We start from the raw sequence: 14464 nt of genomic DNA, 5'->3' as shown, positions 1-14464 counted from the left end.
GCGCGAGTGTGCCCGTGTTCGTGGACGGTGCTTGCTATGCTGTCCGGCACAACCACCACCGGAGAGAGAACCCATGAGGATGAAGACCTTCCGTGCCGCGAGAACCGTGCTCGCTGTCTCGCTGGCCCTGTGCGGCATGACCGCTGCCATGGCGCAGACGCAGACCCCGGCGGCCCTCACGCCGCAGCAGCAGCGCTTTCACGACATCTATAAGGAGTTGATCGAGATCAACACCAGCCATTCGGTGGGCGACAACACGGTGGCCGCGCGCGCCATGGAAAAGCGCTTGATCGAATCAGGCTTCGCGCCCGGCGACATCCAGATCTTCGAACCCTTCCCGAAGAAGGGCAACATGGTGCTGCGCTTCAAGGGCGACGGCAGCAAGAAGCCGCTGCTGCTGCTGGCCCACATCGACGTGGTCGAGGCCCGGCGCGAAGACTGGAAGACCGACCCCTTCAAGCTGCAGGAAACCGGCGGCTACTTCACCGCGCGCGGTGCCATCGACGACAAGGCGATGGCCTCGGCGCTGGTCTCGGTGATGGGGCAGCTGAAGCAGGAGGGCTTCAAGCCCAAGCGCGACATCATCCTGGCGCTGACGGCCGACGAAGAGCGCGGCGATGCGCTCAGCAACGGCGCCTTCTGGCTCATCAACAACAAGCCCGAACTGCTGCAGGCGGAGTTCGGCATCAACGAAGGCGGCGGCGGCGAGCTGCGCGGCGGCAAGCCCAACCTGCACCGCATGCAGGTGGCCGAGAAGATGTACACCACCTACATGCTGGAGGTGCGCGACGTGGGCGGCCACAGCTCGGTGCCGACCAAGACCAACCCGATCTATGCGCTGTCCGCCGGCCTGGAGCGGCTGGGCAACTTCAGCTTCCCGGTGAAGCTCGCGGACGTCACGAAGACCTACTTCGCGCGCAGCGCTCCGTTCGCCACCGGCCAGCTGGCCGACGACATGCGCGCGGTGGGCGCGGGCAACCCCGACGCAGCGGTCATCGATCGCATGTCGGCCAACCCGGCCTACAGCGCGCAGTTCCGCACCACTTGCGTCGCGACTATGGTGCAGGCCGGCCATGCCGAGAACGCGCTGCCGCAATCGGCCAAGGCCACGGTCAACTGCCGCATCCTGCCGCACGACGATCCCGAGGAAGTGGAGCGCCTGCTGACCCAGGCGGTCGGCAACGACAAGATCGTGGTGCGCAACATGGGCAAGCCGCTGCGCAGCCCGGCGTCGCCGCTGAACGGCGACCTCGTGAAGACCGTGGAGTCGCTCACGCAGCAGATGTGGCCCGGCGTGCCCGTGGTGCCCGCGATGAGCACCGGCGCCACCGACAGCCGCTTCATGCGCAACGCGGGCATCCCGATGTACGGCGTGACCGGCATGTTTCTGGAGCCGTCCGATGCGCGCGCGCACGGGCTCGACGAGCGCATCGAGATCCAGCGGCTTTATGACGGCCGGGAGTTCCTGTACCGGCTGGTGTCGGAGCTGGCGAAGTAGGCGCGCCGATGAGCGACGCCTGCGAGCACCACTTCGTCCAGGCCAACGCCCTCAGGGCGTGAAGGTATCGCCCAGCACGATGCCTTCGCGCCGCGGGTCGGCGCCGCCTGTCAGCACGGTCTTGCCGCCCACGCTGGTGCGGATGATGGTGCTCACGCCGCTGGACTGCGCCGAGACCGACACCTTGTGACCCAGTCCGATCAGCCCGGCGACCAGCGGGTCGTTGAGGCCCGAGTTCGTCGCGTCGATGTTCGGATGCTCGCCGCCGACATTGGTGGTCACGCTGTTGGAGGCGCCGAAGTCGACCAGTGACGTGGCCTGCTGGGCGTCGAGCCCCCAGTCGAGCGCACCGACCAGCGTCTTCACGACGTACTGGATGATGGTGCCGCCGCCCGGCGAACCGGTGCCCATGACGAATTCGCCCATGTTGCCATCGGCCTGCTTCCTGAATACCAGCGTCGGCGCCATCGTGCTGCGCGGGCGCTTGCCCGGTGCGACGCGGTTGGCCACCTTGATGCTCGGATCGACCGTGTCGTTCGGGTTGGCCGAGAAGTCGGTCAGCTGGTTGTTCAGCATGAAGCCCTGCGTCATGTGGAACGAGCCGAGCGTGCTTTCCACTGTGGTGGTCATCACCACCACGTTGCCCTGCTTGTCGACGATGGTGAAGTGCGTGGTGCCATGCTCCTCGGTCTTGTCGATGCCCAGCGGCACCGCGCCCAGGTTGCCCGCCTGGGCAACGCCCATGCTCTTCGCCAGGCTGATGAGGCTGGCGCGGCTCTGCAGATAGGGCTTGTTGATCAAGGTGTCGACCGAGCCGCCCGGCAGCGGGACGAAGTCGGTGTCGGCCACGTACTTGTCGCGGTCTGCATAGGCCAGGCGCTCGGCCTCGCTCACCAGGTGCACGCCCATCACGGTCGGCTTGCCTCCCTCGATGCCGATGGCGGTCGGCTTGTACAGGCCCAGGTTGAAGGTCTCGAGGATGCCCAGGCTCGCCACCACCGCGATGCCGCCCGAGGAGGGCGGCGACATGCTGCACACGTAGTAGTCGCGATAGGTGCCGCAGACCGGGTCGCGCCGCTTGGCCTTGTAGTTGGCCAGGTCGGCCAGCGTGGTCTTGCCGGGGGTGATGGCCGAGCCGTCGTTCGCGGCGGCCGTGACGCCGATCTTGTCGACGATGCCCTGGGCGATGTCGCCCGTGTAGAAGGCGTTGGCGCCTTGCGTCGCGATGGTGGTCAGCGTCTTGGCGTAGGCCGGGTTCTGCAGGCGGGTGCCCAGCGCTTTCGGCGTGCCGTCGGCGTTGAAGAAGTAGGCCGTGGCCTCGGCGTCGCGCTTGAGGCTGGCGGCCGACGACGAGATGGCGGCGGTCATGCGCCCGCCGATCAGGAAGCCGTCGGAGGCCAGCGTGATGCCGTAGCTGAAGAGGTCTTTCCAGGGCAGCTTGCCGTGGTCCTGGTAGGCGATGTCGAGCATGCGCACCGCGCCGGGCGTGCCGATCGAGCGGCCGCTGGCGCGCGCGCCGCCGGGCTTGGGCAGGCTGGTGTCGGTGGCGTCGTCCACGTAGCGCAGGTAGTTCTCGGTGGCCGCGGCGGGCGCGGTCTCACGGCCGTCGTAGGCCTGCACCTTCTTCGTCGCGGCGTCGTAATAGAGCATGAAAGCGCCGCCGCCCAGGCCGCTCGATTGCGGCTCGACCAGCCCCAGCACGGCCTGCACGGCCACCGCCGCATCGACTGCGCTGCCGCCGGCCTTCAGCACGTCGCAGCCGGCGCGCGTGGCCAGCGGGTGGTTGGCGACGACCATGTAATTCTTCGCGTAGACCAGCTTGTGCCCCGGCGCGTAGCCCGAGGCCGCCTCGGGCGCGGCCGGATCGCCGGCATCCCCCGAGCCGACCACCACGGAGGAGTTGCCGGTCGAGGTGAGGCAGCCGTTGTCGGGTGCGGGCGGGGCGGGCTGCTGGGCCGGCTGGGTGGCCGGCTGGTTGGCCGCGTTGATCGCGGCGATGGTTGCAAGAGTCGTTGCCGTGTCTTGCGCGTCATTGCGGGAGGAGCCGCCGCAGCCCGCGAGGCTCAGCGAGAGCGCGATGGGCGAGAGCGCCCACCAGGCGCGCCTGTTGTTCTTGTTCATGCAGATTTCCCGAATAGGTATGTTGAAAAACCCGGGCGCTCCTCGCGCCCGTGGCTATCTTCAGCAGGTTTCATTCCAGCCGCGTCGGGGTTTGCGCGCAGGCGGGCGCCGGGCCGCGTGCCGCGCGCCACAATAGCCGCCATGTCAGACGTGCATTCCGATCAATTGCTCAGCGAAGTTGCGGCCCTGCCGCAGCTGCCGGGCGTCTACCGCTACTTCGACGCGGCCGGCGCCGTGCTCTATGTGGGCAAGGCGCGCAACCTCAAGAAGCGGGTCGCCAACTACTTCCAGAAGAACCACGGCGGCACCCGCATCGGCCACATGATCTCGAAGATCGTGCGCATGGAGACCACGGTGGTGCGCTCCGAGGCCGAGGCGCTGCTGCTCGAGAACAACCTGATCAAGACGCTCAAGCCGCGCTACAACATCCTGTTTCGCGACGACAAGAGCTACCCCTATCTCAAGATCGCGTCGCACCAGTTCCCCCGGCTGGCGTACTACCGCGGCGCGGTCGACAAGAAGCACCGCTACTTCGGGCCGTACCCGAGCGCCTGGGCGGTGAAGGAATCGATCCAGCTGCTGCAGAAAGTGTTCCGCCTGCGCACCTGTGAAGACACGGTGTACGCCAACCGCACGCGGCCTTGCCTGCTGTACCAGATCAAGCGCTGCAGCGGGCCGTGCGTCGGCTACGTCGCGCCCGATGCCTATGCGCAGGACGTGGCCAGCGCCGAGGCCTTCCTGATGGGCGATACGCAGCTCGTCCTCTCCAAGCTCGAACAGCGCATGACGGCGCACGCCGAGAAGCTCGAGTTCGAGCAGGCGGCCGAGCTGCGCAACCAGATGTCCGCCATCTCACGCGTGTTGCACCAGCAGTCGATCGAGATCGCGTCCGACAAGGACGTGGACATCCTGGCCGTGAAGGTGCAGGGCGGCAAGGCCTGCGTGAACCTGGCGATGGTGCGCGGCGGCCGGCACCTGGGCGACCGGCCGTACTTTCCCGTGCATGTGGAAGACGCGGCGCAGATCCACCACGGCGAACTCGACGACGAAGAAGAGGGTGGTCCGCCCGCCGCGGCCGACCCGATCGAGGTGCAGGTGCTCGAGGCCTTCATCGCCCAGCACTACATCGACGTGCCGGTGCCGGCCACGCTGGTGCTGAGCGAGCAGGTGGGCCGCGAGCTGATCGAGGCGATTTCGCTGCAGGCCGGCACGCGCGTGACGGCGGTGTTCCAGCCGCGCGAGCAGCGCCGGCACTGGCTCGAAATGGCCGAGACCAACGCCAAGCTGCAGCTGGCCCGGCTGCTCGCCGAGGAGGGCTCGCAGCAGGCGCGCACGCGCGCGCTGGCCGATGCGCTGGAGCTGGCATCGGACGACCTCGACAATTTCCGCGTCGAGTGCTTCGACATCTCGCACACCGCGGGTGAAGCGACGCAGGCTTCATGCGTGGTGTTCGAGCACCACGCCATGCAGAACAAGGAGTACCGCCGCTACAACATCGAGGGCATCACGCCAGGCGACGACTACGCGGCCATGCGCCAGGTGCTGCACCGCCGCTACGGCAAGCTGGCCGAGGCGATGGCGGCCGAGACCGACGCCCTGCCTCCGGGCGACGCCGAGAGCGACGGCAGCGAGGCGCCGGTGAAGATCAAGGCCGCGCGCATGCCCGACCTGGTGCTGGTCGACGGCGGCAAGGGGCAGGTGTCGATGGCGCGCGAGGTGTTCAGCGAACTGGGCCTGCCGCTGTCGCTGATCGTCGGGGTCGAGAAGGGCGAGGGCCGCAAGGTCGGGCTCGAGGAACTCGTGTTCGCCGACGGCCGCGAGAAGGTCTACCTGGGCAAGGACTCGGCCGCGTTGATGCTGGTGGCCCAGATCCGCGACGAGGCGCATCGCTTCGCCATCACCGGCATGCGGGCCAAGCGCGCCAAGGTGCGGGTCGGCGGCAGCCAGCTCGAAGATATTCCGGGCATCGGCCCGAAGCGGCGCGCGCGGCTGCTGCAGCGCTTCGGCGGCATCCGGGGCGTGGCGGCGGCGAGCGTGGAAGACATCGCGTCGGTCGAGGGGATCGCCTCCGACCTGGCGGAGGAAATCTACAAGGCCTTGCATTGAGGGCGTGACCCCGCTGGGGGTTAATGCCGCCATGACACAATCAAGCGATGTTCTGGACCCTGCCGACCATCATGACCTGGACGCGCATCGTCGCGATCCCCCTGATCGTCGGCGTGTTCTACCTTCCGATCAGCGAGCCGATGCGCAACCTGATCGCCACGGTGATGTTCATCGTCTTCGCCGCCACCGACTGGCTCGACGGCTTCCTGGCGCGCCGGCTCAACCAGACCTCGGCCTTCGGCGCCTTCCTCGATCCTGTGGCCGACAAGTTCCTGGTCTGCGCCTCGCTGCTGGTGCTGGTGCATCTGAACCGGGCCGACGTGTTCGTGGCGCTGATCATCATCGGCCGCGAGATCGCCATCTCGGCGCTGCGCGAATGGATGGCGCAGATCGGCGCGAGCAAGAGCGTGGCGGTCCACATGATCGGCAAGGTCAAGACGACCGTGCAGATGATCGCCATTCCGTTCCTGCTTTTTGACGGGCACCTGTTCCGGGTGATCGACACCGGCGTCTGGGGTCAGTGGCTGATCTGGATCTCGGCCGTGCTCACGATCTGGTCGATGGTGTACTACCTGCAGAAGGCCATTCCGGAAATCCGGGCCCGCACCAAATGACCGCAGCGGCCACGGCCCGCAGCGCGGGCTGGCTGCGGGCGATGCCGGCGGTCTTCGTGTTGATCTGGAGTACCGGCTTCATCGTCGCGCGCTACGGCATGCCGTATGCGCCGCCCCTTAAGTTCCTGGCCGTGCGCTATGCGTTGTCGCTGGCTTGCTTCGGCCTGTGGGTCGCGCTCGCGCGGGTCGCGTGGCCGCAGCAGCGCGCGCAGTGGGGGCACCTGGCGGTCACGGGCATCTTGATGCAGGCCGGCTACCTGGGCGGTGTGTGGGCCGCCGTGCGGGAAGGCATGGGCGCGGGGCTGGTGGCGCTGCTGGTCGGCATCCAGCCGGTGCTGACGGCGGTCTGGCTGTCTTTCCACGGCGGCCGCATCTCGCAGCGGCAGTGGGGCGGGCTGGGGCTTGGTTTCGCGGGCCTGGTGCTCGTGGTGCTGCGCAAGCTCGGGCAGGGCGGCGAGGTGAGCGTGCTGACGATGGGGCTCACGCTGATGGCGCTGGTATCGATCACGGCGGGCACGCTGTACCAGAAGCGCTTCGTCGCGCCGTGCGATGTGCGCAGTGCAAGCGCGGTGCAGATGGCGGCCGCGCTGCTCGTTACATTGCCTTTCGCGGCGCTGGAGTCGGAGAGCATCCAGTGGAACCTGCACTCCGGCGGCGCGATGGCTTGGTCGGTGCTGGCGCTGTCGCTGGGTGGCAGTTCGCTGCTCTACATGCTGATCCAGCGCGGCACGGCCACGGCCGTCACGAGCCTGCTGTACCTGGTGCCGCCCTGCACGGCCGTGATGGCGTGGCTGTTGTTCTCCGAGCCGATCACGCTGGTGACGGTGCTGGGCATTGCGCTCACCGCGGTGGGCGTGAGCCTCGTGGTGCGCAACGGCCGCTGAACGTCGGCGCTTTTCTCTTCAGCGCGCATCGGCCTTGCCCGGCTTCCAGGGCTCGCCGCGGAACTGTTCCACCAGGTGATCGACCAGCAGGCGCACCCGCCGCGGCGTCTTCGGCCGCCAGGGCGCGATCCAGTGGATGTCTGCTTCCGTCATCGCGTATTGCGGCAGCACGCGCACCAGTTCGCCGCTCGCGAGTTGGGGTGCGATGTCCCACAGGCTGCGCAGCATGACGCCGTGCCCGGCCACGCACCAGTCGCGCACCATCTCGCCCGAGTTGCTGGCCAGCGGCCCCTGCACACGCACGCGCGCCGTGCTGCCGTCGCGCACATGACGCAGGGTCCAGAGTGCGTATTGGCGCTGGCTGGCATCGCCGTTCTCGCGCGCGACCAGGCAGTCGTGCGAGGCCAGCGCCTCGACGGTGCCCGGCGTGCCGCGGCGCTTCAGGTAGGCGGGCGAGGCGGCCAGCACGCGCTGGTTGCGCGCGATGCGCCGCGAGATCCAGTCGGCCGCACGGCGCTGCTGCACCGCCCAGAGCCAGACTGCGCCGTCGTAGCCCTCGGCGCCGAGGTCGGGCAGTTGCTCGGTCAGCAGCAGTTCGATCTGGAGTGCAGGGTGCCGCGCCTGGAAAGCGGCCAGCGCCGGCCCCAGCCAGCGGCGGCCGAAGCCGAAGGTCGCGGCCAGGCGGACGGTGCCGGTCAGTTCGTTCTGGCGTTCCCCGAGTTCGCTTTCGAGCGCGGCGAAGCCGTCGAGCAGCGCTCGCGCATGCAGGCAGACCGCCTCGCCCTCGGCCGTGACGCTGAGCCGCCGGGTGGTGCGCTCGAAAAGGCGCTGGCCCAGGCGCGCCTCCAGCGCACCCAGCCGCTTGGTGATGACCGAGGGCACGACGTCGAGCGTGGCCGCTGCGCCCGCCAGGCTGCCCTGGTCGCGAATGGCCAGCACCAGTGCCAGGTCGCCACGATCCATCGAGAGGGGATTCATGCCATATCGGAAAGTATGAATTGGCTGATTGTTGCTTGATGATCGTCCGGGTGCAACGCACAATCGTTTGCGTGACGGCTTCCTTCCTCTCCTTTCCCACTTTCGACATCGAGCGCGATGGCGTGCGCATCCACGGCCGCATCGGCGGGCGCGGCGCTCCGTTGCTGCTGCTGCACGGCCATCCGCAGACGCATGCGATCTGGCATCGCGTGGCTCCGGCGCTGGCCGAGCGGTTCACCGTGGTCGCCGTCGACCTGCGCGGGTATGGAGATTCGGGCCGGCCGGCGGCCGATGCCGAGCACATCGTCTACAGCAAGCGCGAGATGGCGCTCGACGCGCTCGCCGCCATGCGGCACCACGGCTTCGAACGTTTCGGCGTGCTGGCCCATGACCGCGGCGCGCGCGTGGCGCACCGGCTCGCCGCGGACCATCCCGCCGCAGTCGAGCGGATGCTGCTGCTGGACATCGCACCCACGCTCGCGATGTACGAGCACACCTCCGAAGCCTTCGCCAAGGCCTACTGGCACTGGTTCTTCCTGATCCAGCCGCCGCCATTGCCCGAGGCGCTGATCGCGTCCGACCCCGTGCGCTACGTGCGCAGCGTGATGGGCGGGCGGCATGCCGGCCTCGCGCCCTTCGCGCCCGAGGTGCTGGCCGAGTACGAGCGCTGCGCCGGCATCGCGGGCACGGCCGAATCCATCTGCGAGGACTATCGCGCCTCCGCCACCATCGATCTCGTGCACGACCGCGCCGACATCGCCGCCGGCCAGCGCCTGGCACAGCCGCTGCGCGTGCTGTGGGGCGAGCACGGTGCGGTCGGCAAGGCCTTCGACGTGCTCGCGCTGTGGCGCGAACGCGCGGCAGAAGTGTCGGGCCGCGCGTTGCCGTGCGGTCATTACGTTCCCGAAGAAGCGCCGGGCGAGTTGCTCGCCGAGGCGCAGGCATTCTTTTCGCCTTTCACCCATCTAGAACGAGCAGGAGCCACACCATGAGCACCCACAGAATCGCAGTCATCGCCGGTGACGGCATCGGCAAGGAAACCATGCCCGAGGGCCTGCGCGTGCTCGATGCTGCGGCGCGCAAATTCGGCATCGACCTGAAGTTCGACCACTTCGACTTCTCGAGCTGGGACTACTACGAGAAGCATGGCCAGATGCTGCCCGACAACTGGAAGGACCAGATCGGCGGGCACGACGCCATCTTCTTCGGCGCGGTCGGATGGCCCGAGAAGATCGCCGACCACATCTCGCTGTGGGGCTCGCTGCTGATGTTCCGCCGCGAGTTCGACCAGTACATCAACCTGCGTCCCGCGCGCCTGATGCCCGGCATCATCGCGCCCGTGGTGCGGCGCGACGGCACGCCGCGCGAGCCCGGCGAGATCGACATGTACATCGTGCGCGAGAACACCGAGGGCGAATACTCGAGCATCGGCGGACGCATGTACCAGGGCACGCCGCGCGAGATCGTGGTGCAGGAAACCGTGATGTCGCGCATCGGCGTCGACCGGGTGCTGAAGTTCGCCTTCGAGCTCGCGCAGTCGCGGCCGAAGAAGCACCTGACCAGCGCTACCAAGTCGAACGGCATCTCGATCACCATGCCGTACTGGGACGAGCGCGTGGCGGAGATGGGCAAGAACTACCCGGGCATCAAGCTCGACAAGTTCCACATCGACATCCTCACGGCGCACTTCGTGCAGCGGCCCGACTTCTTCGACGTGGTGGTGGCGAGCAACCTGTTCGGCGACATCCTGTCGGACCTGGGGCCGGCCTGCACCGGCACCATCGGCATCGCGCCGAGCGCCAACCTGAATCCCGATCGCACCGCGCCGTCGCTGTTCGAGCCGGTGCATGGCTCGGCGCCCGACATCGCCGGCAAGGGCATCGCCAACCCGATCGGGCAGATCTGGTGCGGCGCGATGATGCTGGAGTTCCTGGGCCACAAGCAGGCGCACGACGCCATTCTTTCGACCATCGAAAAGGTGCTCGCGCCCCAAAGCGGAGCGCCGCGCACCCCCGACATCGGCGGAACGGGCAGCACCAGCGACGTGGGCAAGGCGATCGCCGCCGCCCTTTGAGCCGCCCTGAAAAAGGGCTTCACGAAAGGCCTCTAAAATCGCGCGCTCCGCTGATCGGCATGGCTTTGTGTCTTATTGACACCCTGCAGACCAGTGGTTGTAATCCTCGCTGGCAGCGCGCTGCCGAGGCGTCAGTCTTGCCAGGCTCTGGGGTCGCATCGTTTGCGGCCAGGTCGCAGCTGACGGAAGCCGACCAACTTTTTCCTACAAGGGGCCCTTGTGAACAAGACCGAACTGATTGAGCACATCGCAAAGAACGCCGATATTTCCAAAGCCGCAGCGACGCGTGCACTCGAATCCACTATTGGCGCCATTCGCACCACGCTCAAGAAAGGCGGCTCCGTTTCGCTCGTCGGTTTCGGCACTTTTGCAGTAGGCAAGCGCGCGGCCCGCACTGGCCGAAATCCCCGCACCGGCGACGCGATTAAAATCAAGGCAGCCAAGATCCCGAAGTTCCGTCCGGGCAAGGCGCTGAAAGACGCGCTGAACTAAGACGTTAGACTCGGAAAGTATTCCCGGTGGGGTGCTTAGCTCAGTTGGTAGAGCGGCGCCCTTACAAGGCGTAGGTCGGGGGTTCGAGCCCCTCAGCACCCACCACCCACCCGATGCAAAGGCGAACCGCAAGTTCGCCTTTTTTATTGCCGTCCGACAGCCGTCGAAAAAGAGTGTTCAAGCATGTTTGATACCTTCCGCAAGTACAACAAGGTCGTCATGATTTTCTTGTTCTTGCTGATCATTCCCTCGTTCGTGTTCTTCGGCGTCGAGCGCTATCAGGGATTCGGCCGCGACGAGAAGGTCGCCCGCATCGAAGGGCACGACATCACGAAGCCTGAATGGGATCAGCAGCACCGCGTCGAGACGGACCGCATTCGCCAGCAGTCGCCCAACGTCGACCCGACCTTGCTCGAGTCGGACGCATTGCGCTACGCCACGCTGGAGCGCATGGTGCGCGACCGCGTGCTGGCCGCCGCGGCGGCCAAGGTCAACATGACGGTGTCCGAAGAGCGCCTGTCGCGCATCTTCGCGCAGGACCCGGGACTGGCCGCATTCCGCACGCCCGACGGCAAGTTCGACCGCGAGGCCTTCCAGCGCGTGACCGGCCGCACGCCGGAGCAGTACGAGGCTTCGGTGCGCTCCGACATGGCAACGCAGCAGGTGTTGCTGGGTGTCTCGGGCACGGCCTTCACGCCGCCTGCATTGGCCGCCACGACCATCAATGCCTTCTACGACAGCCGCGAAATCCAGGTGGCGCGCTTCGGCCCCGACAGCTTCGCCTCGAAGGTGACGGTGAGCGATGCCGACATCGAGGCCTACTACAAGGGCCACACGGCGCAGTTTCAGGCGCCCGAGCAGGCCAGCATCGAATACCTCGTGCTCGACCTCGACGCGGCCAAGAAGAACGTCGTCGTGAACGAGGCCGACCTCAAGACCTACTACGAGCAGAATGCCTCGCGCTTCGGCACCAAGGAAGAGCGCCGTGCGAGCCACATCCTGATCACCGCGCCGTCCAGCATGCCCGCGGCCGATCGCGAAAAGGCCAAGGCCAAGGCCGAGCAGTTGCTGGCCGAAGTGAAGAAGTCGCCTGCCAGCTTCGCCGAAGTTGCACGCAAGAATTCGCAGGACCCGGGTTCGGCGGAGAAGGGCGGCGACCTCGACTTCGTGACGAAGGGCGCCATGGTCAAGCCTTTCGAAGACGCGATGTTCGCGCTCAAGAAGGGTGAGACCAGCGGCGTCGTCGAAACCGAATTCGGCTATCACATCATTCGCCTGACCGACATCAAGCCGGCCGTGGTGCCGCCTTTCGAGCAGGTGCGCGCGACCATCGAGAACGACATGCGCTCGCAGCAGGCCACGCAGGAGTTCGCGAAGGCCGCCGAAGCATTCACCGACGCCGTCTACCAGTCGCCCGACAGCCTCAAGCCCGCTGCCGAGAAGCTGAAGCTCACGATCCAGACGGCCAACAACGTTGCGCGCGTGCCCGCACCGGGCAGCACCGGCCCGCTGGCCAGCCGCAATTTCCTGAGCGCGCTTTTCGCAACCGATTCGCTTGAACGCAAGCAGAACACCGAGGCGATCGAAGTCGGCCCCAGCCAACTCGCATCGGGCCGAGTGACGAAGTACACGCCTGCACATCCGGTGCCGCTGGCCGACGTCAAGGACAAGATCCGTGCGCAACTCATTGCCGAGCGCGCTGCGGTGCTGGCCAAGACCGAGGGTGAAGCCAAGCTCGCCGCGTGGACTGCCAAGGCGGACGGTGCGACCTTCGGCGCGCCCCTGACCGTGTCGCGCCGCGAAGCGCAGTCGCCGCCCCTGCCGGTCATCGATGCCGCGTTGCGTGCCGACCCTTCCAAACTGCCCGCTCTCGTGGGCGTGGACCTCGGCGCGCAAGGCTATGTCGTGGTCCGCGTGACCAAGGTCGTTCCGCGCACGCCGCCGGCGCCCGAACTCGCGAAGCAGGAACAGGCACAGGTCGGCCAGTCCGTGGCTGCCGCAGAAGATGCCGCCTACTACAACCTGCTGAAAGACCGTTTCAAGGCCGAGATCCTGGTGCCGAAGCCGACGGAGACGCTGCCGCCCGCCGCCGGCCGCTGACGTACACAGCGCTGCCAGACAGCCCGAGCCGACCGCTCGGGCTTTTTTTTGGGCCCCATGAGCCGGTCGCCCGAGGGACAAGCTGCGCTTCGGCTTCTTGCCAGAATCCTGTGCATGGGAACCCTCTATCTCGTGCGCCACGGACAGGCCAGTTTTGGCGCTGCCGACTATGACAACCTGAGCGAACTCGGACACCGGCAGTCCGTTCGCCTCGGCGAGTACTGGCGTGAGCGCGGCATGAAGTTCGATGCCGTCATCACCGGCACGTTGAAGCGCCATCGCCAGACTTGGGAGGGCATCGCCAAGGGCCTCGGCCTGGAGCGCGACGACGTGCTGCCGTGGCCCGGCCTCAACGAATACGACAGCGAGGCGGTCATCGCCACCATCCACGAAGGCAAGCTGGAGAAGCCCGATTCGCCGGAGATGTACCGCCATCACTTTCGCCTGCTGCGCGAGGGGCTGGGCGCGTGGATGCAGGGCAGGACGACGCCGGCCGGAATGCCGAGCTATGTCGACTTCATGGCGGGCGTGACGACGGCGCTCGATCATGTGCGCGGCAAGCACCATGGCGCAAAGGTGCTGGTGGTGTCGAGCGGGGGGCCGATCAGCACTGCGGTGGGCCATGTGCTGGGGACGAGCGCGGAGACGACGATCGAACTCAACCTGCGTATTCGCAACACCTCGGTGACGGAGTTCGCCTTCACACCCAAGCGGCACATGCTCGTGACCTACAACACGCTGCCGCATCTGGACGGCCCCGCCTACGAAAGTTGGGTCACCTACTCCTGAAGTCCTTGCCGTCGCGTCAGGCCTGCCACACGCCGTAGCCGGCCTTGCGCAGCGCGATGCCGAGATCGACCTCCATCAGGCGCGCGTCCTCGTAGGTCATGGGGTTGTAGCGTTCGTAAAGCGCCGGCAGCAGGTGCAGGCCGAACTCCTGAACGAAGCTGTTGGCCTGGATGCCGGCCTTGTGCTTGTCGAAGCGGATGTCGGGGTCCAGGCCGGTCATGCCGACGTAGACGAAGGGCTTGCCGAGTTGGTAGTCGGGGTTGGCCCGCCTGAAGCGGCGGTTGTTCCATACGCGGTCATCGAGCTCGACCACGTAGACATGATGCTTGGTGCGCGCTTTGCGGGGCATCATGATGGCCGTGCGCGTGAAGCGGCACGGCCCATTCTTCGCATCAGCTCTTGCGCTTGATCAGGCCGTAGATGATGAGCAGCACGATCGCGCCCAGCACCGATGCGATGAACCCCGCGCCCTGGCCGGCGGTGTACCAGCCCAGCGATTGGCCGACGTAGGTGACGATCAGCGAACCGGCAACGCCGATGATGGTCGTGACGATGAAGCCGGCGGAGTCATCGCCTGGCTTGACGGCCCGCGCCACAAGACCCACGACGAACCCGATCAGGATGGTCCAGACGATGCTCATGAAGAAATTCCTTTGAGATGTGGTGAAGTGGAGATGGCCAGAAGCCATGCCCGTCGGCGCGGGTCGCATTGATGATAGCGGAGCGATATGCCTGTCGGTGCCGTCGATGAAGATCGGACAGGCGGGCGAGAATTTTTGCCGACCACCGCGATCGCGAGAGGCATCGA

The 14464-nt window shown here is 66.8% G+C and carries 13 protein-coding genes and 1 tRNA gene; 10 read left to right on the top strand and 4 right to left on the bottom strand.

The features are described from left to right. The first annotated feature begins 73 nt into the window (after window positions 1–73). Complete coding sequence (locus tag ACEOAB_RS18985) at window positions 74–1498, top strand: M20/M25/M40 family metallo-hydrolase (protein WP_413748305.1); 1425 nt, start codon at window positions 74–76, stop codon at window positions 1496–1498. 51 nt (window positions 1499–1549) lie between these two features. Here ACEOAB_RS18985 and ggt read toward each other — a convergent pair whose 3' ends face one another. Next, complete coding sequence (ggt, locus tag ACEOAB_RS18980) at window positions 1550–3619, bottom strand: gamma-glutamyltransferase (RefSeq protein ID WP_413748306.1); 2070 nt, start codon at window positions 3617–3619, stop codon at window positions 1550–1552. 141 nt (window positions 3620–3760) lie between these two features. Here ggt and uvrC point away from each other — a divergent pair, with 141 nt between their 5' ends. Genes uvrC through ACEOAB_RS18965 form a run of 3 tightly spaced genes read left to right on the top strand, consistent with a single transcriptional unit; the run spans window position 3761 to window position 7223 of the window. Then, window positions 3761–5725 (top strand): excinuclease ABC subunit UvrC, encoded by a 1965-nt coding sequence (gene uvrC / locus ACEOAB_RS18975; protein WP_056590218.1) that lies wholly within the window; start codon window positions 3761–3763, stop codon window positions 5723–5725. Window positions 5726–5772: 47 nt separating this feature from the next. Then, window positions 5773–6339, top strand: coding sequence for a CDP-diacylglycerol--glycerol-3-phosphate 3-phosphatidyltransferase (pgsA, locus tag ACEOAB_RS18970; protein WP_007830693.1), 567 nt, complete (start codon window positions 5773–5775; stop codon window positions 6337–6339). Next, the gene (locus ACEOAB_RS18965; protein WP_413748307.1) at window positions 6336–7223 is read left to right on the top strand and encodes a DMT family transporter; all 888 of its coding nucleotides are present in this window, start codon (window positions 6336–6338) and stop codon (window positions 7221–7223) included. The genes pgsA and ACEOAB_RS18965 overlap by 4 nt, the downstream gene beginning before the upstream one ends. A gap of 18 nt (window positions 7224–7241) precedes the next feature. Here the strand turns inward: ACEOAB_RS18965 and ACEOAB_RS18960 are convergent, their stop codons facing one another. Next, window positions 7242–8201 (bottom strand): LysR family transcriptional regulator, encoded by a 960-nt coding sequence (locus ACEOAB_RS18960; protein ID WP_413748308.1) that lies wholly within the window; start codon window positions 8199–8201, stop codon window positions 7242–7244. Between the two features lie 71 nt (window positions 8202–8272). On the opposite strand from ACEOAB_RS18960, the gene ACEOAB_RS18955 reads away from it, so the two are divergent. The 6 genes from ACEOAB_RS18955 (at window position 8273) to ACEOAB_RS18930 (ending at window position 13656) form a co-directional block, all read left to right on the top strand. Next, window positions 8273–9193, top strand: coding sequence for an alpha/beta fold hydrolase (locus ACEOAB_RS18955; RefSeq protein WP_413748309.1), 921 nt, complete (start codon window positions 8273–8275; stop codon window positions 9191–9193). Next, window positions 9190–10275 (top strand): tartrate dehydrogenase, encoded by a 1086-nt coding sequence (locus tag ACEOAB_RS18950; protein ID WP_056590230.1) that lies wholly within the window; start codon window positions 9190–9192, stop codon window positions 10273–10275. The genes ACEOAB_RS18955 and ACEOAB_RS18950 overlap by 4 nt, the downstream gene beginning before the upstream one ends. Window positions 10276–10494: 219 nt before the next feature. Beyond that, complete coding sequence (locus tag ACEOAB_RS18945; RefSeq protein WP_007830705.1) at window positions 10495–10767, top strand: HU family DNA-binding protein; 273 nt, start codon at window positions 10495–10497, stop codon at window positions 10765–10767. A gap of 29 nt (window positions 10768–10796) precedes the next feature. Continuing rightward, window positions 10797–10872 (top strand) — tRNA-Val (locus ACEOAB_RS18940). Between the two features lie 78 nt (window positions 10873–10950). After that, window positions 10951–12867 (top strand): peptidyl-prolyl cis-trans isomerase, encoded by a 1917-nt coding sequence (locus ACEOAB_RS18935; RefSeq protein ID WP_495653042.1) that lies wholly within the window; start codon window positions 10951–10953, stop codon window positions 12865–12867. A 114-nt stretch (window positions 12868–12981) separates the two neighbouring features. Continuing rightward, complete coding sequence (locus ACEOAB_RS18930; protein ID WP_007830713.1) at window positions 12982–13656, top strand: histidine phosphatase family protein; 675 nt, start codon at window positions 12982–12984, stop codon at window positions 13654–13656. A 16-nt stretch (window positions 13657–13672) separates the two neighbouring features. Here ACEOAB_RS18930 and ACEOAB_RS18925 read toward each other — a convergent pair whose 3' ends face one another. Beyond that, window positions 13673–14008 carry a hypothetical protein gene (locus tag ACEOAB_RS18925; RefSeq protein ID WP_413748311.1) on the bottom strand — a complete coding sequence of 112 codons (336 nt, stop codon included), beginning with the start codon at window positions 14006–14008 and terminating at the stop codon, window positions 13673–13675. 40 nt (window positions 14009–14048) lie between these two features. Further along, window positions 14049–14297: a GlsB/YeaQ/YmgE family stress response membrane protein gene (locus tag ACEOAB_RS18920; protein WP_007830716.1), complete on the bottom strand. Its 249-nt coding sequence runs from the start codon at window positions 14295–14297 to the stop codon at window positions 14049–14051. Between the last annotated feature and the right edge of the window lie 167 nt (window positions 14298–14464).

It is taken from the genome of Variovorax sp. Varisp53 (genome assembly GCF_059491555.1).
Note: the sequence above shows the minus strand (reverse complement) of the source record. Positions and strands in the feature narration are given on the sequence as shown.